Source organism: Pseudonocardia lacus, from assembly GCF_018531445.1.
Lineage (GTDB): Bacteria > Actinomycetota > Actinomycetes > Mycobacteriales > Pseudonocardiaceae > Pseudonocardia > Pseudonocardia lacus.
Genome location: NZ_JAHDTH010000129.1, coordinates 1 through 23,612, shown reverse-complemented (window position 1 = coordinate 23,612; position 23,612 = coordinate 1). Strand labels below are relative to the sequence as shown.

15 protein-coding genes are annotated in these 23,612 nt (G+C 74.0%); 9 read left to right on the top strand and 6 right to left on the bottom strand.

Annotated elements, in window-relative coordinates; translation table 11 throughout:
* From KIK08_RS24665 to KIK08_RS24650, 4 genes are all read left to right on the top strand, one after another.
* The coding region (locus tag KIK08_RS24665; protein ID WP_214405622.1) for a carboxypeptidase-like regulatory domain-containing protein at positions 1 to 750 on the top strand (750 nt) is incomplete at its 5' end.
* 3 nt (positions 751 to 753) lie between these two features.
* Complete coding sequence (locus KIK08_RS24660; RefSeq protein WP_308257857.1) at positions 754 to 1,623, top strand: alpha/beta hydrolase; 870 nt, start codon at positions 754 to 756, stop codon at positions 1,621 to 1,623.
* 75 nt (positions 1,624 to 1,698) lie between these two features.
* The gene (locus KIK08_RS24655) at positions 1,699 to 7,146 is read left to right on the top strand and encodes a SpoIIE family protein phosphatase (RefSeq protein WP_214405621.1); all 5,448 of its coding nucleotides are present in this window, start codon (positions 1,699 to 1,701) and stop codon (positions 7,144 to 7,146) included.
* Between the two features lie 424 nt (positions 7,147 to 7,570).
* Positions 7,571 to 7,891 (top strand): hypothetical protein, encoded by a 321-nt coding sequence (locus KIK08_RS24650; RefSeq protein ID WP_214405620.1) that lies wholly within the window; start codon positions 7,571 to 7,573, stop codon positions 7,889 to 7,891.
* 152 nt (positions 7,892 to 8,043) lie between these two features.
* Here KIK08_RS24650 and KIK08_RS24645 read toward each other — a convergent pair whose 3' ends face one another.
* From KIK08_RS24645 to KIK08_RS24635, 3 genes are all read right to left on the bottom strand, one after another.
* On the bottom strand, positions 8,044 to 9,354 hold the full coding sequence (locus KIK08_RS24645) for an HNH endonuclease signature motif containing protein (RefSeq protein ID WP_214405619.1): 1,311 nt from the start codon (positions 9,352 to 9,354) through the stop codon (positions 8,044 to 8,046).
* A gap of 261 nt (positions 9,355 to 9,615) precedes the next feature.
* A complete protein-coding gene (locus KIK08_RS24640; protein WP_214405618.1) occupies positions 9,616 to 10,404 on the bottom strand; it encodes a phosphotransferase enzyme family protein in 789 nt (262 codons plus the stop codon).
* Entirely contained in the window at positions 10,401 to 11,378 is a 978-nt protein-coding gene (locus tag KIK08_RS24635; RefSeq protein WP_214405617.1) for a sugar-binding transcriptional regulator, read from the bottom strand. Before KIK08_RS24635 ends, KIK08_RS24640 begins: the two co-directional genes overlap by 4 nt.
* 143 nt (positions 11,379 to 11,521) lie before the next feature.
* Between KIK08_RS24635 and KIK08_RS24630 the strand changes: the two genes are divergently transcribed.
* The 5 genes from KIK08_RS24630 to KIK08_RS24610 all read left to right on the top strand — a co-directional run bounded on the left by KIK08_RS24630 (position 11,522) and on the right by KIK08_RS24610 (position 17,007).
* Positions 11,522 to 12,889 (top strand): ABC transporter substrate-binding protein, encoded by a 1,368-nt coding sequence (locus KIK08_RS24630; protein ID WP_214405616.1) that lies wholly within the window; start codon positions 11,522 to 11,524, stop codon positions 12,887 to 12,889.
* A 70-nt stretch (positions 12,890 to 12,959) separates the two neighbouring features.
* Positions 12,960 to 13,910 carry a carbohydrate ABC transporter permease gene (locus KIK08_RS24625; RefSeq protein WP_308257856.1) on the top strand — a complete coding sequence of 317 codons (951 nt, stop codon included), beginning with the start codon at positions 12,960 to 12,962 and terminating at the stop codon, positions 13,908 to 13,910.
* Positions 13,907 to 14,794 carry a carbohydrate ABC transporter permease gene (locus KIK08_RS24620; protein ID WP_214405615.1) on the top strand — a complete coding sequence of 296 codons (888 nt, stop codon included), beginning with the start codon at positions 13,907 to 13,909 and terminating at the stop codon, positions 14,792 to 14,794. Before KIK08_RS24625 ends, KIK08_RS24620 begins: the two co-directional genes overlap by 4 nt.
* Complete coding sequence (locus KIK08_RS24615; RefSeq protein WP_308257855.1) at positions 14,794 to 16,269, top strand: mannitol dehydrogenase family protein; 1,476 nt, start codon at positions 14,794 to 14,796, stop codon at positions 16,267 to 16,269. The genes KIK08_RS24620 and KIK08_RS24615 overlap by 1 nt, the downstream gene beginning before the upstream one ends.
* Before the next feature lie 117 nt (positions 16,270 to 16,386).
* Positions 16,387 to 17,007, top strand: a complete 621-nt coding sequence (locus tag KIK08_RS24610; RefSeq protein WP_308257854.1) for an NIPSNAP family protein — start codon at positions 16,387 to 16,389, stop codon at positions 17,005 to 17,007.
* A 4-nt stretch (positions 17,008 to 17,011) separates the two neighbouring features.
* On the opposite strand, the gene KIK08_RS24605 is transcribed toward KIK08_RS24610, so the two are convergent.
* The 3 genes from KIK08_RS24605 to hrpA are packed head-to-tail and all read right to left on the bottom strand — an operon-like array spanning position 17,012 to position 23,540.
* A complete protein-coding gene (locus tag KIK08_RS24605) occupies positions 17,012 to 18,331 on the bottom strand; it encodes an amidohydrolase (RefSeq protein ID WP_214405614.1) in 1,320 nt (439 codons plus the stop codon).
* A gap of 31 nt (positions 18,332 to 18,362) precedes the next feature.
* Positions 18,363 to 19,535, bottom strand: coding sequence for a macrolide family glycosyltransferase (locus KIK08_RS24600; protein ID WP_214405613.1), 1,173 nt, complete (start codon positions 19,533 to 19,535; stop codon positions 18,363 to 18,365).
* 21 nt (positions 19,536 to 19,556) lie between these two features.
* Entirely contained in the window at positions 19,557 to 23,540 is a 3,984-nt protein-coding gene (gene hrpA, locus KIK08_RS24595; protein ID WP_214405623.1) for an ATP-dependent RNA helicase HrpA, read from the bottom strand.
* Positions 23,541 to 23,612 lie beyond the last annotated feature (72 nt).

The window sequence follows — 23,612 nt, the reverse complement described above, 5'->3', positions numbered from 1 at the left end:
TCGCCCGCCGAGCAGGCGGCCGAGCAGGCCGCCGCCGACCTGGCCCTGCTGCGCACCTTCGGCTACGCCGACCCCGGCCTGCGCCCGGAGACCGTCCCGGTGGTGTCGCTGGCCAGCCCGCACGACCCCGAGCCGGAGCCCGAGGTCGCGGGCGCCGCGCAGCCGGTGCGCTTCCGCGTCGCCGGGCACGGGGGCGCCGCGGTCGGCGGCGCCGCCGTCACCCTGCTCGACGACCGGGGCCGTCGGGTCGCGTCGGGCAGGGCGGGCGACGACGGCACCGGCAGCCTCGACGCGCCCCGCCCGGGGGCGTACATGCTGGTGGCGAGCGCGCCCGCGCACCAGTCGGTGGCGGTGGCGGTCACCGTCGTCGACGGCCCGGCCACCGCGGTGGTGGCGCTGGCCCGGTCGGCGTCGGTTTCCGGCGGCGTGTACGGCGAGGACGGCCCCATCGCGGGGGCGCGCGTGACGCTCGTGCAGGACAGCGAGATCGTCGACGCCGTCGACTCGGCCGCCGACGGCGGCTTCCGCCTCGACGACGTGCCGGCGGGGGAGTACGGGTTGTCGGTGGCCGCGGCCGGCTGCGAGCCGTTCGCGACGCTGCTGGTGGTCCCGGAGGAGACCGCGGTGCGCCGGGACGTGGAACTCCGGTCCGCGCTCGCGCAGCCCGGCGCCGACGACGCGGGGTCGGAGTTCCCCGACGTGGCGGACCTGCTGCGCGGCGGCGGCGACCAGGACCCACCCCGGAGGTGAGCGGTGCCCGACGACGAGCACACCCCTGACGACCCCGGCGTGCCCCGGGAGGTCGACGGCCGCCTCGACGGCGCCCGCGGCGTGAGCCTGTACTGGCGCGGCCACCTGCCGGCCGGCGAGCCGCGCGGGGTGCTGCTGATCTGCCACGGCCTGGGCGAGCACGCCGGCCGCTACGGCAACGTCGTCGAGGCATTGCGGCCCGACGGCTGGGCCGTCTACGGGCTCGACCACCGCGGCCACGGCCACTCCGGGGGCCGCCGCGCCCACCTGGACCGCTACGCCGACTGGCTGGCCGACTTCGACGCCTTCCGCCGGCACGTCGCGTCGCTGCACCCCGGCCTGCCGGTGTTCCTGCTCGGCCACAGCATGGGCGGGCAGATCGCCCTGGCCTACGCCCTGGACCACCCCGACGACCTGCGCGGGCTGGTGCTCTCGGCGCCCGCGCTGGCCAGCGGCCAGGTGCCGGCGGCCGCGGTCCCGGTGCTGCGGTTGCTCTCGCGCGTCGGGGGTCGGCTGCGCCCGGTCGGCATCGACGTCACGAAGATCAGCAAGGATTCCGAGGTGGTGGCCGCCTACCGCGGCGACACGCTGGTGCACCAGGGCAAGCCGACGCTGGGCCTGATGTCGGCGCTGCTGGACGGCTTCGCCCTGGTGGACCGGGCCGGTGAGCTGACGATGCCGGTGCTGCTGCAGCACGGCAGCCTCGACGTCCTCACCGACCCCGCCGGCACCCGGGCCCTGGACGCCGCACTGCGCGGCACCCAGGACAAGACCGTGCGTTGGTACGACGGCCTCTGGCACGAGATCTACAACGAGCCCGAGCGCGATGGCCCGCTGGCCGACCTCCGCGCCTGGCTCGATGCCCACCGGTAGCCGGGTCGCCGGTGTGATCACGGGCTCGGCCGCCCCGCGTGGCCGCCGACGCCGGAGATCCGGCATCGTGGCAGCGTGACCCGCCCCGATCACGGTGAGATCGCCCGGATCCTGTCCGGCGACGGTCCGATCGGCGTGCTGGGTCCGGTGGCCGAGTGGCCGCCCGAGCTGCGCTCCACCGTCGACCTGCTGCTGGGCTCGGCGCACCCGCTGGCGGTGTGCTGGGGCCCCGACTTCGCGCTGCTCTACAACGACGCCTACGTGCCCGGGGCCGGGCACAAGCACCCCGACGGCTTCGGCGCGCCGATCCGCGCGGTCTGGCCGGAGATCTGGGCGCGCATCGGGCCGCTGCTGGAGCGCGTGCTGCGCACCGGGGAGCCGCAGGGCCGCCAGGACGACCGGTTGGTCATGTACCGGCGCGGGTTCGCCGAGGAGACCTACTGGAACTACTCGTTCAGCCCGCTGCGCACCGCCGACGGCCGGGTCGCCGGTGTGTTCAACGTCACCAGTGAGACGACCCGCCGCGTCGTGGGGGAGCGCAGGCTTCGGTTGCTGGCCCGGCTGGCCGAGGCCGGGCGCGGCGCCGGCTCGGTGGAGCGGGTGCTGCAGCGGATCGCCGAGGTGCTCGACGGGGCGCAGTGGGACGTCCCGTTCGCGGCGCTCTACCGCACCCCGCCCGACCGGGAGGAGGTGCAGCTGGTCGCCACCGCCGGGTTCGGCGACCGGGTCCCCGACCTGCCGGTGCCCGACGTCGTCGGGTTCACGATGGTGGAGCTGCCCGGTGGGCTGGTCAGCGGGCGCGGGGTGCGCTCGACGGTGGCCGCCAGCGCGGCCGTCGCCGACGCCGACGGCCGGCCGGTCGTCGGGGTGCTGCTGGGGGTGCCGCCCGCGCTGCCGTTCGACGCCGACCAGCGCTCCTTCCTGCAGCTCGTCGTCGACCACGTCGCGGCCGCGGTGGCGGTCGCCGACGCGGCGCGGATCCGGGAGCGGCGGTCGGCGACGATCGGCGAGCAGGAGCGGGCCCGGGCCGGGTTCATCGCGGGCTTCGGCGAGGAGTTCCGCACGCCGCTGTCGATGATCCTCGGCCCGGTCGAGCAGCTGCGCGAGCGCGTCCCGCCCGACCTGCGCCCCGACGTCGACGTGCTGGAGCGCAACGCCGCGCGCATGCTCAAGCTCGTCGACGACCTGCTCGACGTCTCCCGCCTGGAGGCGGGCGGGGATGCGGCCGCGTTCGTCCCGGTCGACCTGGGCACGGTCACCGCGGAGCTGGCCGGGCTGTTCCGCTCGACCGCCGAGCGCGCCGGGCTCATCCTGGAGATCGACTGCCCGCCGCTGCCGCGCCCGGTCTGGGCCGACCCGCAGCTGTGGGAGAAGGTCGTGCTGAACCTGCTGAGCAACGCGGTCAAGCACACCTTCGACGGCGGCGTCCGGGTCGAGGTCAGCGCCGACGACGGGTACGCCGAGCTGCGGGTGATCGACACCGGGGTGGGGATCCCGGAGGACGAGCTGCCCCGGCTGTTCGACCGGTTCCACCGGGTGCGCGGGGTGCAGTCGCGCTCGGCGGAGGGCAGCGGCATCGGGCTCGCGTTCGTCCGGCAGGCCGTCGAGCTGCACGGCGGCACCGTCGAGGTGACCAGCACCGTCGACATCGGCAGTGTGTTCATCGTGCGGATGCCGATGGGGCTGGCGCACCTGCCGGCCGAGGCGCTGGCCGCCGCGCCCGACCCCGCGGCGCGCTCGACGAGCGAGGCCGCGGAGCCGTTCCTGGCCGAGGCGCGGCGCTGGTTGCCCGGCGCGGAGCGGGCCGAGCCGCCGGTGCCGGAGCTGCTGGCGCCCGCGGGCGCGTCCGCCGGGCGGGTACTGGTGGCCGACGGCGACCCCGACATCCGCGCCTACATCGCCCGGCTGCTCGCCGAGACCTGGGACGTCCAGGTCGTTGCCGACGGGGCGAAGGCGCTGGCCGCGGCCGCCGCCGACCCACCCGACCTGGTCGTCGCCGATGTCGCCCTGCCCGGACCCGACGACGCCCGCCCCGGCGGGCTGGACCTGGTCCGCGCGCTGCGCGCCGACCCGTCCACCGCCGGGGTGCCGGTGGTGCTCGTGTCGGCCAGCGCCGGCGAGGAGGCGGCCGTCGAGGGCCTGGCCGCGGGCGCGGACGACTACCTGGTCAAGCCGTTCTCCGCGCGCGAACTGGTGGCCAGGGTGGGCAGCCACCTGCAGCTGGGGCGAACCCGGCGGGCCGCCGAGCGGCGCTTCCGCGCCATGGCCGACGCCACGCCCGCGATGATCTGGGTGGACGACGCGGCGGGCGAGCGCCAGTTCGTCAACCGCGGCTGGCTGGACTTCGCCGGGGCCACCGACGCCACCGCCGCCGAGCTGGGCCGGGCCTGGCAGGACCGCATCCACCCGGACGACCGCAGGCGCTACCGGGAGGTCCGCGAGGCCGCCACGGTCGCCGGGGCGCCGTTCGAGGTGGAGTACCGGCTGCGCCACGCCTCCGGCCACCACCGGTGGGTGCTCGACCGGGGCGCCCCGGTCAGCGCCGACGAGCACCCGACGGGGTTCGTCGGCGGCTGCCTCGACGTCGACGCCCAGCACCGCGAGCGCCGGCGCAACCTGCTGTTCGCCGAGGTCGCCACCGCCCTGGACGTCGAGCGCGGCGCGGTCGGCCGGTTCCGGGCGCTGGCCAGGACGCTGGTCGAGCACGGGGTGGCCGACCTCGTGCGCGTGCACGAGCACCACGGCGAGGGGCCCGCGGTCATGCGCGCCGCCGCCGCGGCCGACCCGGCGGTGGAGCCGGCGCTGCTGGCCCACCCCAGCGACGTCGAACTGCTGGCCGAGGTGGCGAGCACCCGCCGGGCTCGCCTCGTCGTCACCGAACCCGACGAGGCGCTCGGCGTGGGCTCGGGGATCGTGGCGCCGCTGGTCGCGGGCGGGCGCGTGCTCGGGTTGGTCGCGCTGGGGCGCGCCGCCGACCGGGTCGCCTTCGACGCCGAGGACCTCGACCTGGTCGTGGAGATCGGCCACCGGGCGGGTGCGGCGGTCGACAACGCCCGGCTCCTGGAGCAGGAGCAGGCGACCAGCCAGCGGCTGGCCCTGCTGCACCGGGCGACCGCCCGCATGTCGGCCGCGGCCACCTCCGAGGAGGTGGCCGCCATCGCCGCCGACCACCTGGCCACCCTGCTCGGCTGCCGGTTCGTCGGGGTCTGGTCGGCGGCCGGCGACGGGCCGCTGCGGCTGATCGCCCGGCACGGCTGGACCGATCTCGTGCCGCGCAGCTGGGACAGCCTCTCCCGACGCGCCAACATCCCGGCGTCGCGCGCGTTCCGCGACCGCCGACCGCTGTGGATCCCGGACGAGAGCACCTGGCAGCGCACGGAGCCGCGCACCTGGCCCGTGGTCCGGGAGGCCGGGATGGTCGCTCTCGGCTTCGTCCCGCTGCTCGTCGGCGACCGCTGCCTCGGGGTGGTCGGGGTCGGCTTCGCCGACCAGCACGACTTCGCCGACGACGAGCGGGCGGCCGCCGTGGCCGCGGTCGAACTGGCCGCGCAGGCCCTCGACCGCGCCGACCTGTACCGCGCCGAGACCTCGGCCCGCCGGGCGGCCGAGCGACTGGGCGCGGTGGCCACCGCGCTCTCGCGCGCGGTCGGGGTGGACGCCGTCGCGCAGGTGGCCGTCACCCACGCCATCGCCGGCACCCAGGCCCGTTCGGCCGTCGTCATGCTGGTCGGCGAGGGCGGGCAGCTGCGGCCGATGGCGGTGCGGGGCTACGACCCCGCGGAGGCGCCCGGCGACCTGCCCGCCGGCGTCGAGCACCCGTTCCGGCACGCGCTGCGCACCGGTGAGCCGATGTGGACGGCCGGTGGCGAGCAGGACGTCTACCCGGTCCACAAGGTCGCGCCGCTGCTGGTCGGCGGTCGCGCCATCGGCGTGCTCGGGCTGCGCTTCGACACCGCGCCCGCCTACGACGAGTACCGGCGCGGAGTGGTGCTGACCCTGGCCGGCCAGTGCGCGCAGGCGGTCGACCGGGCGCGGCTGCGCGAGACCGAGCACGAGATGGCGGTCGTCCTGCAGCGCAGCCTGCTGCCCCAGCAGCTGCCCGACCTCGACCGGCTCGCGCTGGCCCCGCGCTACCTGCCCGGCACCGCGGGGACCGAGGCCGGCGGCGACTGGTACGACGTGCTGGAGCTGTCCGACGGGGGCCGCGAGCGGATCGCCCTCGTCGTCGGCGACGTGGTGGGCCGCGGCCCGGCGGCGGCCGCGGTCATGGGCCAGCTGCGCAGCGCGCTGGCCGCCAACCTGGTCAACGGACAGGGCCCGGCCGGGGCGCTGGAGCAGCTCGACCTGTTCGCCCGCCGGGTGACCGGGGCGCGGGCGAGCACGGTGGCCTGCGCGGTCCTCGAACTCGATACCGGCGAGCTGAGCTACGCCTGCGCGGGCCACCCGCCGCCGCTGGTCGTCGACCCGGAGGGCGTCGTGCGCCCGCTCACCGGAGGCCGCGGCACTCCGCTGGGGGTGACCGGCCGCCCGCCCTACGCACAGGCCCGGGAGCGCCTGGACGTCGCCTCGACCATCCTGCTCTGCTCGGACGGCCTGTTCGAGCGCCGCGACGAGGTCGTCGACCGCGGGCTCGAACGGCTGGCCGGCGTGCTCGGCGAGCTGGTCGGCCCCCCGGAGGAGATCGCCGACGAGCTGCTCGACCGCATGGTCGCCGGCCGCTCCGCCCCGGACGACGTGGCGTTCGTGCTGGCCCGGCTGCTGCCGGGGCCGCTGCGGCTGCGGCTGGACGCCGAACCCGAGCAGCTGGGCGTGCTGCGCCGCACGGTGGGCGCGTGGTGCGAGGCGATCGGCATGAGCGAGGACGGGCTCACCGACCTGCAACTCGCGATCGGCGAGGCGGTCACGAACTCCGTGGAGCACGCCTACCTCGGCCGCGTCCCGGCGGGCGTGGACGTCGGGCTGGACCGGCTGCGCGGCGGCGCCGTCGCCGTGCGGGTGGTCGACGGCGGGCACTGGCGGCCCCCGCCGGACGACCCCGGCTTCCGCGGCCGCGGGCTGTCGCTGATCCGGGACCTCGCCGAGGAGTTGACGGTCACCCCGGGCGCGGACGGCACCACGGTGCGGTTCCGCATCCCCGCTGTCCCGGTCGACGTGCCGCAGACGGCCCGGTCGACGCGGGCGGTCCCCTCCTCGGAAGACGCGACGCCCCCGCCGGAGCCGCGGACCGGGGCCGTCCTGCGCCGGAGGACCGGACCGGACGGCGCCCAACTGCACGTCGAAGGCGACCTCGACCTCGCGGGCGTCGCCGACGTCCGCGCCGACCTGCTGGCCGAGCTGGACCGCGCCGGCACGGTCACCCTGGTGCTCGACCGGCGGTGCTGGATCAGCAGCGCCGGCGTGGCGCTGCTCGCCGAGCTCTCCCGCCGCGCGGACCGGCCGGTGCGGGTGCGCACGCCCGAGGGCAGTCCGGCCCGGCGGATGCTCACGCTGGCCGGGTTGGACCGCGTGCTGCAGGTCGACTGACGCAGTCCGGACACGTCCGGCGGGACGACGGTGCGTGACCGTTCGGGCGGAAACCCGTCATGATCGTCAACGGTTCCGCTGTTATAAATCCTGGTGGGCGCGGTCCGGGAGCCCGGGAGACGCTCCGGAGCCCGGCACGCCCGAGCACCCTGCGCGCAACCACGAGCCCGAGTTCCGCCGAGCCCGCCCGCGGGGGTCTGGCCACCGTCCGCGGTCGTGTCCGCGCGAGGAGGGGAGGTGCAGCGACGATCGTTCCGAGTCCTCGCCATCACCCGCGCCAGGGTTCCAGCACACTCACTGCCGGCGGGTGATGGCGAGCCCCGGCCGTAGTCGCCGCCGTGCTCACCGCCGGGGTCAGGGCCTTGGTTACTGCTCAGTAGCTCCACGGATGTCCCGCCGTCCCCGCGCGCCTAGCGTCCTCGTCATGACCACGCTGTACGTCCCGCCGTCCGCGCCGCGCCGCCGCACCGACGCGCTCCACATCGCCGGTGTCGTGCTGCTGGCCCTCATGGCCCTCCCGCCGATCGGCACCGCCTTCATGATCGGCATCTTCGCCCTGGCCTACGGCGAGTTCGGCCTGGTCGCGCTGCTCGCCGGTGGCGGTCTGGCGGCGACCCTGCCCGCGATCGTCTTCGCGGTCGCCGGTAGCCGTGCTCGCGCCGTCGGGCAGGTCTGGGCTTGGCTGATCGGCTGCGTCGTGGTCGCTGCGGTTCCGCTCGGCTATGTGACGGCTGTCCTCGGCTGACGGTTCTCCTCGGTTCGGCAGGGGTGTCTGAGGAGCTTCGGCCTTGAGGGGCCTGCGGCGTTCTTGAGGGGCCTCCGGCGGCGCCTTCGCGGCGGGCGACCTCTGATCGAGCAGGGGCTCCGAGGGATTCGTGGGCGCCAGCGCCCCACAACTCAGCGACCGGCATGGGTGAGCCTCCGAACGGGCTCGGCCTGAACCGGGCACGGTGGATCCGGATCCGGGGTGATTCTCGGATGCCGCCGTGGTGTGCGATTCGCATCGACCCAGGCGGGAGGGATGAACTCCGGTAGTCCGTCGGCCGCGATTCTCACCGCCCAGGCGGTGGAGTGTATTTCGCGGTGATGCAGCCGGCACAGCATGACCAGGTTGTCGACCCGGGTGGCTCCGCCTTGTGACCATTCGCGGATGTGGTGGATCTCCGACCAGCTCGGTGGCCGGTCACATCCGGGGTGGGCGCATCCGCGGTCCCGGGCGGTGATCGCCTTCCGGATCGCCGGTGGGATGATCCGCTGGGTGCGGCTGACGTCGAGGGGTTTCCCGGTGCCGTTCATGACGATCGGGGTGACCGCGGCGTCGCAGCACAGCATCCGCAGTGCCGAGGGGTCGAGGTGGCCGCCGAAGTCCAGGCAGGCGGCCTGGGCGCGGTTCTCCAGGTCGGCGAGTTCGACGGTGAGCAGCAGGTGCGGGCGCCATCCGCCGGTGCTGGGCAGGGTCTTGTCGCCGTGGTCGGCGACGAACCCGCACACCTCGGCCAGCGCGTCGGCGGCCCGCTCGGGGCCGGTGCGCTGGTCTTCCGCGGTCCGCGGCGCGGCCTTGGCGTCGATCACCGCGGCGATGGTGGCGAACCGGACCGGGTCTTCGATGATCCCGTGGATCTTCCCGCCACCACCGGGTAGTGGGGTCAGGTGCAGTTCGTTGACCTGCACCGGCGCCCGGTCCTCGTCGGAATCGACCCGGTCGTAGGCGTGCACCAGTTCGGTGCCGTACTTGGCCAGCTCGCGGGTGGTGCTGGTGCCCGCGGCGGCGGCGATCTGCTCCTCGATCCCGGCCCAGGCATCGGCCGGGAGCCGCCGGGCCACGGCCGAGCCGGCGAGCTGAGCGATCCGGTCGACCTGCTCCAGGCTCGCGGCCCCCGCGCGGAACGCGGCGGCCATCGCCGGCGAGGTCGCCGCGTCGAGGTGTTCGGCGACCCGCACGATCTCGCGCGCCCGCCCCCGGTCGACACCGAGCACGGAGGCCACGGCCGATTCCGGCCGGGCATGGCCCGCGGCGGCGAACGCCCCGCTGCGCCGGAGCACCGCGACCGTCTCGACCTGGATCTGCGAGACCAGTCGACTCAATTCCCGAGTGGCGGCGAGTGCGGCGATCACCTCGGAGGCGTCCATCCCGGAATCGTTCTCGCGCAAACGCGCGGCGACCTCGCGGAGGAGGTCGCCGGCGGCGGCGAGTTCGGTCGGGATCATGTCTCCGATTCTACTCGCACAAACGTTCGGGGTCGAGTTTTACGCAGCGGGACAACAAGCGAGTCTTCGCGCAAGCAATGGTGTGTGCGCACGCAAAATGAGCCCCTCCTGGGGTACGGCCGGCAGCGCAACCACGCTATCGATAAACCCAACCGGACCACCGCTCAACGCAACGGAGCGAACCAAAAGGACCACCGCTCAACGCAACGGAGCGACCAAAAGGACCACGCGACCGCCACCCGCTCAACCGAGCGCGGCCCCTCAATGCAGCGCGGCCGCCACCCCAGCAGCGTTCTCCCGCAACCACCGCCGAGCCCGCTCGTTCCGCGCAACCGCCTCCGGCGTCCAGTACTCCGCGAACCCCGGCACCCCGGCCACGGCCCCCGTCTGCACGATGTCGCACATCCACGAGTGGCTGTCCAGGACAGCGGCGAGCAGGGAGCCCCGCCCATCCTCGTCGAGCCCGTAGGCGTCGACCAGGATCCGCAGCCTGCGCAAGGCCCGGAACCGCCGCGCGTCGGCCACGTCGACCGGCGCCCGCAGCGGCGCCCACAGCCGGGCCGTCGCCGCCACGTCCCACACCGGTGCCCCCGGCGCCGCCAGGTCGAAGTCGATGAGAGCGACCGCCGTGCCGTCGCGGAAGACGACGTTGTCGAGGTTGGGGTCGTTGTGCGCGATGCCGCCGCCGCTGAACGGCGCGGGCACCTCGTGCGCCCACGTGTAGGGGGTCGGATCGAAGTCGGCGGCGGCTTGGTGGAAGCGGCGCAGCAGTCGGCCCACGCTGGCCAGCGCCTCGTCGGTGAGGCCCCACGCGGGTGCGGGTGCGGTGACCGCCTCGCCGGGCACGTAGCTGAGCACTTCGCGGCCGGCGTCGTCGACGCCCAGCACGCGCGGCGCCCCGTCGAACCCGACGTCCTCCAGGTGGCGCAGCAGCGCGTGGGTGGCGGTGCTGGTGGGGCGCAGGGGGCGGCGCACGGTGTCGCCGACGCGGTGCACGCGCCCGCGGTTGGCCGTGCCGCCGTGCAGGGGCACCTCGGCGGCGGCCTTCACGGAGCGGCCTTCCGGCCGGCGGCTTCGATCAATGCTGTGGCCAGCGTCGAGTGCGTGACCAGGCTGTTGACCATGCCGCCGCGCACGGCGGCGAGGACCGCGTCGACCTTGGCCAGCCCGTAGACGATCGCGATGACCTCGCGGACCGCGCACATCTGCGCGGCGGTGATGCCGATCATGCGGTCGGTCAGGGCGGAGCGGACCGGTTCGCCCGCGGCGTCGACGAGCACGCCGGAGATCTCCGCGCACACGCCGCGCTCGGCGAGGGCGGCGCGCTCGGTCTCGCTCGTGGCGTCGTAGAGCGTGGACTGCTCGGGGGCCCACGCGCCCACCCCGGCCAGCGCGATCGTCACCGACCCGATCCGGGAGAACGCCTGCGCGACCTCGGGTTGGCGGCGCAGTGCGCGGGCGGTGGCCGCGTCGGGCACGGCCATCGGGGCGTAGAAGAAGTACGCCGGGCCGCCCGAGACGCGGGCGACCTCGCGCACGAGCTCGATCGAGCTGTCGTCGACGCCCGGCCGGGCCAGCGCGCCGGTCAGCTGGACGACCGGGACGGTGGCCAGGCTGCGGAGCGCCGTCGCCATCGCGCTCACCGAGCGCGCCCACGACAGCCCGAGGACGTCGTCGGGGGTGACGACCTCGCTGAGCAGTTCGGCCGCGGCGGCGCCGAGGTGCTCGCGCAGCGAGGCGGGCTCGTCCTCCTGGGTGTCGGTCACGACGCAGTGGGTGAGCCCGAGGGTGGCCATGAGCTGGGAGGACAGTTCGACGTCGATGGTGCCGGGGTGGCCGATCTCGATGCGCACCATGCCGCTGGCGCGGGCGTCGTCGAGCAGCCGGGCGACCTTGAACCGGCTCAGCGAGAACTCCTCGGCGATCTCGACCTTGGAGCGGCCGTCGAGGTAGTAGCGGCGGGCGACGGCCGCGGTGAGCACGAGGTGCGCGGGGCCGCGGGTCCCACCCGTTGCAGTGACCACTCGCGACCCCCCTGTGCTCATTTGAGCGCTCGTTCGCCCATTCTGACACGACGCATTGACTACTGGTGAGCGGTACCACAGTCTGATCGTGTGATCGGGGTGCTGCTCATCTGAGCGCTCCCGTCGATCCCGGGAGGAGCGCGATGAAGCGGGCCGGACTACGGGGAGCGCTGCTGGCGGCCGTCATGCTGACCAGTACCGCCTGCGCGGGCTGGGGCGGCGGCGGAGGGGGCGACGGCGGCGCCGACAGCATCAACGTCCTGATGGTGAACAACCCGCAGATGGTCGACCTGCAGCGGTTGACAGCGGAGAACTTCACCGCCCAGACCGGCATCACCGTCAACTTCACGGTGCTTCCGGAGAACGACGTCCGCGACAAGATCAGCCAGGAGTTCTCCAGCCAGGCCGGCCAGTACGACGTGGCCTCGCTGAGCAACTTCGAGATCCCGATCTACGCGCGCAGCCGGTGGATCGCCCCGCTGACGCCGTTCATCGAGCAGGACCCGACCTTCGACCAGGACGACATCCTCGCCCCCATGACCGAGTCGCTGACCGGCGACGACGGCCAGATCTACGGGGAGCCGTTCTACGGCGAGTCGTCCTTCCTCATGTACCGCAAGGACGTCCTGGAGTCCAAGGGCGTGCAGATGCCGGCCAACCCGACCTGGCAGGAGGTCGCCGAGATCGCCGCGGCCGTCGACCAGGCCCAGCCCGGCATGTCCGGGATCTGCCTGCGCGGCCAGCCCGGCTGGGGCCAGGTCTTCGCCCCGCTGACCACCGTCGTCAACACCTTCGGCGGCACCTGGTTCACCGAGGACTGGCAGGCGCAGGTCAACGCGCCGGAGTTCAAGGAGGCCGTGAACTTCTACGTCGACCTGGTCCGCGAGCACGGCGAGACCGGTGCCTCGCAGGCCGGGTTCACCGAGTGCCTGAACAACCTCATCCAGGGCAACTCGGCCATGTGGTACGACGCCACGTCCGCGGCCGGGTCGCTGGAGGCCGCCGACTCCCCGGTCCGCGGCAAGATCGGCTACGCGCCGGCGCCGGTCGTGCAGACCGACAGCTCCGGCTGGCTCTACGCCTGGTCGTGGGGCATCCAGGAGGCCAGCACGAAGAAGGACGCGGCCTGGAAGTTCATCTCCTGGGCCTCCGGCAAGGACTACGAGCAGCTGGTCGGCGAGCAGGTCGGCTGGTCGGACGTGCCGGCGGGCAAGCGCGCCTCCACCTACGAGAACCCCGACTACCTGGCCGAGGCCGGCGCCTTCGCCGAGCAGACCAAGGCCGCGATCGAGGCCGCCGACCCGCGCAACCCGGGCGTGCAGCCGCGGCCGGCGATCGGCATCCAGTTCGTCGACATCCCGGAGTTCCCCGACCTGGGGACCCAGGTCTCGCAGTCGGTCAGCTCGGCCATCGCCGGGCTGGTCACCGTGGACGAAGCACTCGACCGCGGCCAGGAGCTGGCCGAGGACGTGGCGGAGCGGTACCGGACCAGGCTGGAGGACGGATCATGAGCGGGCTTGCGAGCGAATCATCGACAGAGCGTCCTGGCGAAGCGTCGACCGAGCGCAGCGAGGTCGCACGGTGAGTACCGCGTTGGAACCCCAGGCGAAGTCCTCCACCGGCAAGGCGGGGGGCAACGGCGAGGCCGTCCGGCAGGTGGGCGACTGGGCCCGCCGGGCACCGCTGCTGCCCGCGCTGATCTTCCTGATCATCGTGACCCAGCTGCCGTTCGTCGGCACCCTGGTCATCTCGTTCATGGACTGGAACGCCTACTACCCCGACGACCGCGGGTTCGCCGGGTTCGACAACTTCGCCCGCGTCCTGACCGACGTCAACACCCGTGACTCGATCATCAACACGATCGTCCTGACCGTGTCGGTCGTGCTGATCAGCCTCGTCCTCGGGCTGCTCATCGCGCTGCTGCTGGACCGGCAGTTCCTCGGCCGCGGCGCCGTCCGGACCATGATGATCACACCGTTCCTGGTCGTCCCGGTGGCGGCCGCGCTGGTCTGGAAGCACGCCCTCTACAACCCCGAGTACGGCCTGTTCAACGGCCTGTTGACGGCGGTCTTCGGGGAGGGGGCGCCGCAGCCCGACTGGATCTCGACCTGGCCGATGAGCTCGATCGTGGTCTCGCTGGTCTGGCAGTGGACGCCGTTCATGATGCTGATCATCCTGGCCGGCCTGCAGAGCAAGCCGCACGACGTGATGGAGGCGGCCAAGATCGACGGCTGCTCGAACTGGCAGACCTTCCGCTACATGACCTTCCCGCACCTGCGCCAGTACCTGGAGCTGGGCGGGCTGCTCGGCTCGATCTACATCGTGCAGAACTTCGACGCCGTCTTCACCATCACCTCCGGCGGCCTCGGCACCGCCAACCTGCCGTTCACGATCTACCAGACGTTCTACAACGCCCAGGACTACGGACGGTCCTCCGCGGCCGGCGTGATCGTGGTGATCGGCACGATCATCATCGCGACCCTGGCCCTGCGCACCGTGTCGTCGCTGTTCCGCGAGGAGGCTGGCCGATGACCGCCACGATCGACGCCCCGCCGGCCACGCCGTCGCGGCTGGCCACCGCCCCACCCCCGCAGCGCAACCGCTCCGGCGCCCTGCTCGGCGTCGTCGCCTGGATCGTCGGGCTGCTGTTCGTGGCGCCCGTGCTCTGGATGCTGCTGACCTCGTTCCACAACGAGAACGACGCCGCCACCAACCCGCCGTCGCTGTTCGCGCCGCTGAGCCTGGAGGGCTACGCGAACTTCTTCGGCACCTCCACCGGGGCCAGCCCGTGGCCGCCGCTGCTCAACTCGATCACGGCGAGCGTGCTGTCCACCGCGCTCGTCCTCGTGCTGGCGATCCCGGCGGCCTACGCGCTGTCGATCCGACCGGTCCGCAAGTGGACCGACGTCATGTTCTTCTTCCTGTCCACCAAGATGCTGCCGGTGGTGGCGGGCCTGCTGCCGGTCTACCTGATCGCCCAGGGCATCGGCATGCTGGACAACATCTGGCTGCTGGTCATCCTCTACACCTCGATGAACCTGCCGATCGCGGTGTGGATGATGCGCTCGTTCCTGGCCGAGGTGCCCGGCGAGGTGTTGGAGGCGGCCTCGCTGGATGGTTGCTCGCTGCCGCGCACCCTGCGCACCATCGTCATCCCGATGGTGCTGCCCGGGATCGCGGCCACCTCGCTGATCTGCTTCATCTTCAGCTGGAACGAGCTGCTGTTCGCCCGGGTGCTCACGGCCACGGTGGCGCAGACCGCACCGGTGTTCCTCACCAGCTTCGTCACCAGCCAGGGCCTGTTCCTGGCCAAGGTCTGCGCGGCCGCCGTCGTGGTGTCGTTGCCGGTGCTCATCGCCGGGTTCGCCGCCCAGGACAAGCTGGTCCAGGGCCTCTCGCTGGGAGCGATCAAGTAGTGACGCCGTTGACCGCGGCCGCACTGGCCTCGCTGGACCCGTCCGTGGCCGTGCCCCGCTACGACCGGGGCGCGGTCCGGGCGGGGATCGTGCACGTGGGCGTCGGCGCGTTCCACCGCGCCCACCAGGCCATGTACCTCGACCGCCTGATGAACGAGGGCAAGGCGCTGGACTGGGGCATCTGCGGGGTCGGGGTACTCCCGGGCGACCGCCGGATGCGCGACGCCCTGGCCGCGCAGGACCACCTCTACACGCTCGTCGAGAAGCACCCGGACGGCTCGCAGCACGCCCGGGTCATCGGGTCGATCGTCGACTACCTCCTCGCCCCGGACGACCCGGAGGCGGTGATCGAGCGGATGGCGAGCGAGGACACCCGCATCGTCTCGCTGACGGTCACCGAGGGCGGCTACAACTTCAACGCGGTGACCGGCGAGTTCCAGGCCGACGCCCCCGGCGTGGTGCACGACCTGGAGCCCGGCGCCACCCCGACGACGACCTTCGGCCTGGTCGTGGAGGCACTGGTCCGCCGCCGGCAGCGCGACGTCCCGCCGTTCACGATCCTGTCCTGCGACAACATCCAGGGCAACGGCGACGCCGCCCGCCGGAGCTTCAGCGCCTTCGCCCGCCTGCGCGACGAGAAGCTGGGCGACTGGGTCGAGCGGGAGGTGCACTTCCCCAACTGCATGGTCGACCGGATCACCCCGGTGACCACCGACGACGACCGCGCCGGCCTCGCCGGGTCGTTCGGCGTCTCCGACCGCTGGCCGGTGGTCTGCGAGCCGTTCTGCCAGTGGGTCCTGGAGGACGAGTTCGCCCTCGGCCGACCCCCCTTCGAGGACGTCGGCGTCCAGGTCGTGCCGGACGTCGAGCCGTACGAGCTGATGAAGCTGCGACTGCTCAACGCCAGCCACCAGGCGCTGTGCTACTTCGGCTACCTGGCCGGGTACCGGCTGGTGCACGAGGTCTGCCAGGACCAGGACTTCGCCGACTTCCTGCTCGCCTACATGGACCGGGAGGGCACGCCGACGCTGCTGCCGGTCGAGGGGATCGACCTGCACGCCTACAAGCGGGAGCTGATCGAGCGCTTCGCGAACCCCCAGGTGAAGGACACCGTCGCCCGGCTCTGCGCGGAGAGCTCCGACCGCATCCCCAAGTGGCTGCTCCCGGTCATCCGGCACAACCTGGCCAACGGCGGCGGGATCGAGCTGTCGGTCGCGGTCATCGCGTCCTGGGCCCGCTACGCCGAGGGCGTCGACGAGCAGGGCGAGCCCATCGAGGTCGTCGACCCGCTCAAGGACACCCTCGTCCCGATCGCCCGCCGCCAGCGCGAGGACCCGCTCGCCTTCATCAGCAACCGCCAGGTGTTCGGCGACCTCGTCGACGACGACCGGTTCGTCGACACCTACCGCCGCCACCTCGCGTCCCTGCACGAGCACGGAGCCCGCGCCACCCTCCACAACCTCGTCAACCCGTAGCCCCCGCCGTCGAGAACGAAGTTGTCGTGATCGTTTCGCCCTGTTGATCACGACAACGTCGTTCTCGACGGGGTTCGCTGACGTGTCCTGTCAGGGGAGGGGATCTACCGTCCGCGGGTGAGCATCGTGGAGCTGCGGCAGTACACCCTGCACCCGGGCCGGCGGGACGAGCTGGTCGAGCTGTTCGAGCGGGAGTTCGTCGAGTCCCAGGACGCGGTGGGGGCGCGGGTCGTGGGGACGTTCCACGACGTCGACGGGCCCGACCGGTTCGTCTGGATCCGCGAGTTCGACGACATGGCGGCCCGGCGGCGCGCGCTGATCTCGTTCTACGGCGGCCCGGTGTGGAAGGCCCACAGCGCCGCCGCCAACGCCACGATGATCGACTCCGATGACGTGTTCCTGCTGGAGCCGGTGTCGGGGGCGTTCGGGCTCACCGAGCGGGCGGCGGTGGGGGAGGGGCGACCGGGGCCTTCGCGGGTGCTGGGGGTCGTCCACCTGGCCGACGGCGAGCCGGACGCGGGGGAGGTCGAGAAGGCGTTGGGCGTGCCCGCCGTCGTGCTGCGCTCGGCGCCCTACGAGAACGACTTCACCGCCCTGCCCGTCCGCGACGAGCGGGTGGTCGTGCGGTTCGCCGCGTACCCGTCCGCCGCCGAGGCCACCGCCGCCCGCGCCCGCCTCGCCCCGGGCGCGCTGCAGGTCCTCGAGCTCGAACCCACCGCCCGCTCGGCCTACCGCTGATCGGTCAGTCGAAGTAGCTCGGGACGTCCAGTGGGCCGCCGGCGGCGGCGAACTCGGCGTGCACGGCTTCGCGCAGCGCGGCGTCGGCCAGGTAGTCGACGGCGGTGAGGGCGAGGCCGAGCGCCCCGTCGCGGACGGCCCGGTCGCCGGCCGGGGACGCCGCCGCGGCGGCGAACTCGACGGTGTGCAGGGCGCCGGTCGGCTCCGAGACGGCGATCATCGGGTGGATGGCGGGCATCCGGTAGGACAGGTTGCCCAGGTCGGTGGAGCCGGTGAGGAACTCCGGCACCACCCCGGGCGGCAGCGGCGTGCGCCCGCACGGCTCCTGGTTGGCCGCCCACCGCTCGGCCAGCGCCCGGTTGGGCCGGATCGGCAGGTAGGCCGGTTGCGCGTCCCAGTGCAGTTCGACGCCGCAGCCGGTCATCGCGGCCGCGCCCTCGGCCACCGCGGCCACCCGCGCGGCCAGGTCGCGCAGCGTCTCCGGCTCGCTGGAGCGCAGGTAGAACAGCAGGGCGGCGCGGTCGGGGACGACGTTGGGCCGGGCCCCGCCGTCGGTGAAGACCCCGTGGGCGCGGTCGCCGTCGGGCAGGTGCTGGCGCAGGGCGGCGACGCCCTGGTAGGCCGCGACGGCGGCGTCGAGTGCGTTGCGGCCCATGAACGGCTGCGCCGCGGCGTGCGCGGCGACCCCGCGGAACACCATCTCGACCTGGCGCCTGCCCAGGAACGGGTGCATCGCGATGTCGTGGGTGAACGGGTGCAGCATGATGACCGCGTCGACGTCGTCGAACACGCCGGCGCGGGCCATCGTCTCCTTGCCGCCCCCGCCCTCCTCGGCCGGTGTCCCGATCAGCGAGAGCCGTCCGCCGGTGCGCCCGACGAGCGGCGCGGCGGCCAGGAACGCCCCGACCGCGGTCGAACAGATGATGTTGTGCCCGCAGCCGTGGCCGATCCCGGGCAGCGCGTCGTACTCGGCGAGCACCGCGATGTGCGGGCCGCCGTCGCCGACCCGGCTGACCAGCGACGTCTCCAGCCCGCCGACCCCGACCTCGCTGTCGTGCCCGTGCCGGGCCAGCAGGTCGGCCGCCGCCCGCACGGACCGGTGCTCGGCGAACGACTCCTCGGGGTGGGCGTGCAGGTCGTGGGAGAGCGCCACGAGGTCGTCGGCCACCGCCGCGGCCGCGTCGGCGACGGCGTCGCGGAGGTCCTCCGGGGCGCCCGCGTGCGTCGAGGCCAGCGGTTCCGCCGCGGCCACGGCCCGGTCGGTGCGGGCCACGAGCGAGCGCAGGAAGGAGCCGTCGGGCGGGATCGGGGCGGCGCGGGACATGCTTGCGAAGGGTAGTCGGCGGGACCCGCGATCACCGGCGGGCGAGCACGCGTTCGACGCCGTCGGCCGCGGCGCCGGCCCCGCCCGCGGCGGCGATCTCCTCGCGCATCCACTCCAGCCGGCCGCGGGCAGCGGTGTCGTCCGCGACGTCCTGCACGGTCCACCAGAACGCGTCGGCGGTGAGGCCCGCGGTGTCGAGCGCGCGCCCGAGGCCGAGTTCGACGATCCGGTCGGCGTTGGCGCGCTGCTCGGCCATCTGCGGCAGCGCCACCAGCGGGACGCCGGCGTGCAGGCCCTCCATCGTGCCGCCCATCCCGGCGTGGGTGGCGAACACGCGCGCGTGCCGCAGCACGGCGACCTGCGGCACCTGGTCGTGCACCTCGACGTTGGCCGGCAGCGGGCCGAGCGCCGCCGGGTCCATGTCGCCGACCGCCATCACCACGTGCCAGGGGCGGTCCGCGGCCGTCGTGACGACCATCCGGTAGAAGTCGGGCAGGTCGTTGTAGCCGGTGCCGAGCGAGACGAGCAGCACCGGGGCCGCGTCGGGCGGGGGTGCCCAGCCGCCCTGGAAGGCGCGGTCGGTGAGGCACGGGCCGACGAACGCGTAGCCGTCGGTGAAGGTGTCGCCCGCGTACTGGAACGCTCGCGGCAGCGTGACGAGCCGCAGGTCGGCGGGGTCGCCCCGGGTGAAGCCCTGCACGTCGGTGATGCCGTGGCCGCGCAGGTAGCGGCCGATGCGCAGGACCGTGCGCAGGAACCGCGGGCTCAGCGGGTTGATCCGCGTGTACTCCCGCATCGACCAGTGCCGGTTGGCCACCAGGTTCGGCCACGTCTCCACCGACGGGACGTCCCAGCGGTGCGCGAGGACCCGCCCCCACCAGGCCAGCGGGCCGTCGTGCAGGACGAGGTCGGGGGGCTCGGCGTCGGCGAGGACGGGGACGAGCGCCGCGGTCTCGTCCAGCAGCATCCCCATCGCCCGGACCAGTTCCCGGCCGTGCATCTGCGGGATGTCCGCGCGGTCCAGCGCCTCCCAGGTGGAGGTGACGGGCTCGTAACGGGCCCCGGTCTCGGCGATCCGGTCGGCGAACGGGGTCGGGGCCCAGTAGCGCACGTCGTGGCCGCGGCGCACCAGCTCCGCCACGATCCCCAGCGTGGGGTTGACGTGCCCCGCGCCGAGCGGCCCGTAGCAGGAGATCCTCGCCACGGCGCGCAGGCTACCCGCCGCTCAGCGGGGCAGGGCGTCGATCGCCTTCTGGATCCGCGCCACCGACACCGGGTAGCGGGTGCGCATCGGGTGGGCGTAGAGGCCGACGCGCAGCTCCTCGATCATCCAGCGGACCTCGCGCAGCTCCGGGCCCGGGTCGACGCCCTCGGGCAGCGCGGCCACCTCGGCGGCGTACTCGTCGGCGACGACCCGCACCTCGGCGGTCCACGCGGCGTCGCGGTCGGGGTCGGTGCGCAGCTTCTCGATCCGCCGCTCGACGGCCTCCAGGTAGCGGGCCACGTCGACCAGGCGGGTGGCGCCGTCGGCGGTGGCGAAGCCGGGCCCGACCAACGACTGCAGCTGTGCGGTGATGTCGGCGACGCCGGCGCGCAGCTGCGGAGCGCGCAGGTCGGCGAGCGCGGCCTGCACCCTGTGCCACACGGTCAACACCCCGCGCACGGCCTGCAGCACCTGCACGGTGGTGGAGCCCAGGCGGGAGGCGAAGAGCGTGCGCAACCGGGTGTAGGAGCGCTCGTCCCACGCGGGGCCACCGGCGGCGGCGATCAGCGCGTCGGCGGCGGCGGTGGTGCAGTCGGCCAGCAGGGCGGCGACGGAGCCGTGCGGGTTGCGGGACAGGGCCAGCTTGGCCGCGTTGTCCAGGCCGCGCTGGACCTGCTTGGCCGGGGAGGGCGTCTGCAGGAGCAGCAGCCGGCGCACGCCGCGGTGGTGGGCGGAGTCGCGCTCGACGGCCGTCGGGAAGATCCGCACGTCGACGGACGCGCCGCGGTCGACCAGGCCCGGGTAGCCGGTGACGACGTGCTGGCCGCGGCGCACCCGGTGCTCGCGCGGCAGCGTGCCGATGTCCCACGACGTCAGCCCGGAGCGTTCGATGTCGGCTCCAGCGCTGGCCAGCTCCTCGCGCACCTTCGGGGCCAGCTGCGCGCGCAGCGCGTCGAGGTCGGTGCCGGTGGCCAGCTCGTGGCCGCGCTCGTCGACCACCCGGAAGGTGACGGTCAGGTGCTCGGGGAGCCGCTCGAGCTCCCATGCCTCGCGCGGGATCCGCACCCCGCGCATCCGGCCGAGCTCGCGCTCCAGGCCGTCGAGCAGCGGCTCGTCCGGTTCGACACCGCCGGCCTGCAGCCGGGCCAGCACGGCGCGGGCGTGGTCGGGGGCCGGCGCGAACTGCCGGCGCAGGTTCTTCGGCAGCGTCTTGATCAGCGCGGTGACCAGCTCCTCGCGCAGCCCGGGCACCTGCCATGTGAACGGCGTCTGGTCGACCTGGTGCAGCGCCGCCACCGGCACGTCGACGGTGACTCCGTCGGTGCGCTGCCCCGGCTCGAACGCGTAGGACAGCGGCAGGGTGAGCCCGCCGGCCTCGACGGCGTCGGGGTAGGCCGCCCGGTCGACGGCGCCCGCCTGGTCGGTGACCAGCATGTCGGTGGTGAAGTCGAGCAGGTCGGGCTCGCGGCGCGAGGTCTTCTTCCACCACGAGTCGAAGTGCCGCCCGGAGACCACGTCGGCCGGGACCCGCTTCTCGTAGAAGGCGACGAGCGCCTCGGAGTCGACGACGAGGTCGCGGCGGCGGGCGCGGTGCTCCAGCTCCTCGGCGTCGTCGAGCAGCTCGCGGTTGGCGTGGAAGAACCGGTGGCGGGTGTCCCAGTCGCCGTCGACGAGGGCGTGTCGGATGAACAGCTCGCGGGCCAGCTCCGGGTCGGTGCGGCTGAGCTGCACGGTGCGCCCGCTGACGACCGGGATGCCGTGCAGCGTGACGCGCTCGGTGGCGACCGCCGCGGCCTGCTTGCGCGACCAGCGGGGCTCCGAGTACGACCGCTTGACCAGGTGCTCGGCCAGCGGCTCGATCCACTCCGGGGAGATCCGGGCGACGGTGCGGGCGAACAGCCGGGAGGTCTCCACCAGCTCGGCGGCCATCACCCAGCGCGGGCCCTTCCTGGCCAGCGGCGAGCCGGGGAAGATCATGAACTTGGCGCCGCGGGCGCCGAGGTACTCCGTCGCCCCGCGGCGCTCCGGCTTGCCGGCGGGCTTGGGCTTGCCGGTCTCCTCCTCGCGCATGCCGACCTGGCTGAGCAGCCCGGACAGCACGGCGATGTGGACGCGGTCGGGGTCGGTGGCCGGTGCGGCGTCCGGGATGGCCATCCCGGCGCTGCGGGCGGCGGCGCGCAGCTGGTGGTGCAGGTCCTGCCACTCGCGGATGCGCAGGTAGTGCAGGAACTCCTCGCGCAGCAGCCTGCGGTAGCGGTTGCCGGACAGCTCGGCGCGCTTCTCGGCCAGGTAGCGCCACAGGTTCAGGAAGGCCAGGAAGTCCGAGCCGGCGGCATCCAGAGTGGCGTCGTTCGCGGTGAACTCGCCGGCGAACCGGGCGTGCTTGGCGTCGGCGGCCTGGCGCTGCTCGGCCGGGCGCTCGCGCGGGTCCTGCACCGACAGGGCGGCCGTGATCACCAGGACGTCGCGCAGGCAGCCGGTGCGGTCGGCCTCGACGAGCATCCGGCCCAGCCGCGGGTCGACCGGCAGCGCCGCCAGCGACCGCCCGACCGGCGTCAGCTTCCGCTCGGGGCCGTGCGAGGCGGTGTCGAGCGCGCCCAGCTCGGTGAGCAGGGCGACGCCGTCGGCGACCGATCGCGCGTCCGGCCGCTCGACGAACGGGAACTCGGCCGGGTCGCCCAGGTCGAGCGAGATCATCTGCAGGATGACCGAGGCCAGGTTGGTGCGCAGGATCTCCGGCTCGGTGAACTCCGGGCGGGCGTCGAAGTCGTCCTCGGCGTAGAGCCGGATGCAGATGCCGTCGGCGACGCGACCGCAGCGCCCGGCCCGCTGGTTGGCGCTGGCCTGGGAGACCTTCTCGATCGGCAGCCGCTGCACCTTCAACCGGCGCGAGTACCGGGAGATGCGGGCGGTGCCCGTGTCGATGACGTAGTGGATGCCGGGGACCGTCAGCGACGTCTCGGCGACGTTCGTGGCCAGCACGACCCGGCGCCCGGTGTGCGGCTGGAAGACGCGGTGCTGCTCGGCGGCCGACAGCCGGGCGTAGAGCGGGATGACCTCGGTGTTGCGCAGGTCGCGCCTGGCCAGCGCGTCGGCGGCGTCGCGGATCTCCCGCTCGCCGGGCAGGAACACCAGGATGTCGCCGGGGCCCTCGCGGGACAGCTCGGCCACGGCGTCGCCGATGGCGTCGAGCTGGTCGCGGTCGGGGTCGGCGTCGGGGTCGTCCGGGTCGACGACGGGCCGGTAGCGGACCTCCACCGGGTAGCTGCGGCCCGACACCTCGACGATCGGCACCGGGGCGCCGATCGCCTCGGAGAAGTGCCGCGCGAAGCGCTCCGGGTCGATCGTCGCCGAGGTGATGACGACCTTGAGGTCGGGGCGGCGGGGGAGCAGCCGGGTCAGGTAGCCCAGGATGAAGTCGATGTTGAGGCTGCGCTCGTGGGCCTCGTCGATGATGAGCGTGTCGTACTGGCGCAGCATCCGGTCGCCGCCGAGCTCGGCCAGCAGGATGCCGTCGGTCATCAGCTTGACCAGCGTGTTCTCGCCGACCTGGTCGGTGAAGCGGACCTTCCAGCCGACCTTGTCGCCCAGTTCGGTGCCCAGCTCCTCGGCGATCCGGGCGCCGACGGTGCGGGCCGCGAGCCGGCGCGGCTGGGTGTGCCCGATGAGCCCGCGCACGCCGCGACCCAGCTCCAGGCAGATCTTCGGGATCTGGGTGGTCTTGCCCGACCCGGTCTCCCCGGCCACGACGACGACCTGGTGGTCGCGGATGGCCGCGGCGATGTCCGCGCGGCGGGCGCTGACCGGCAGCGACTCCGGGTAGGAGACGGTCGGGACGGCGTCGGCGCGCCGGGCGAGGCGCTGCTCGGCCTCCTCGACGGCCTTGCCGACGGCGGCGACGTCGCGGTCGCGGGCCTCGGCGTCGCGCACCCGGACGGCGGCGTCGAGCCGGCGACCCAACCGCTGCTCGTCGCGAAAGGAGACGGCGCCGAGGCGCGCGCGCAGGGCGGCGGACTCGGCCGTCTCGACGGCGGGTCCGGCCGGCTGCTCGCCGTTCGACCGGCCGCGACCACGCGG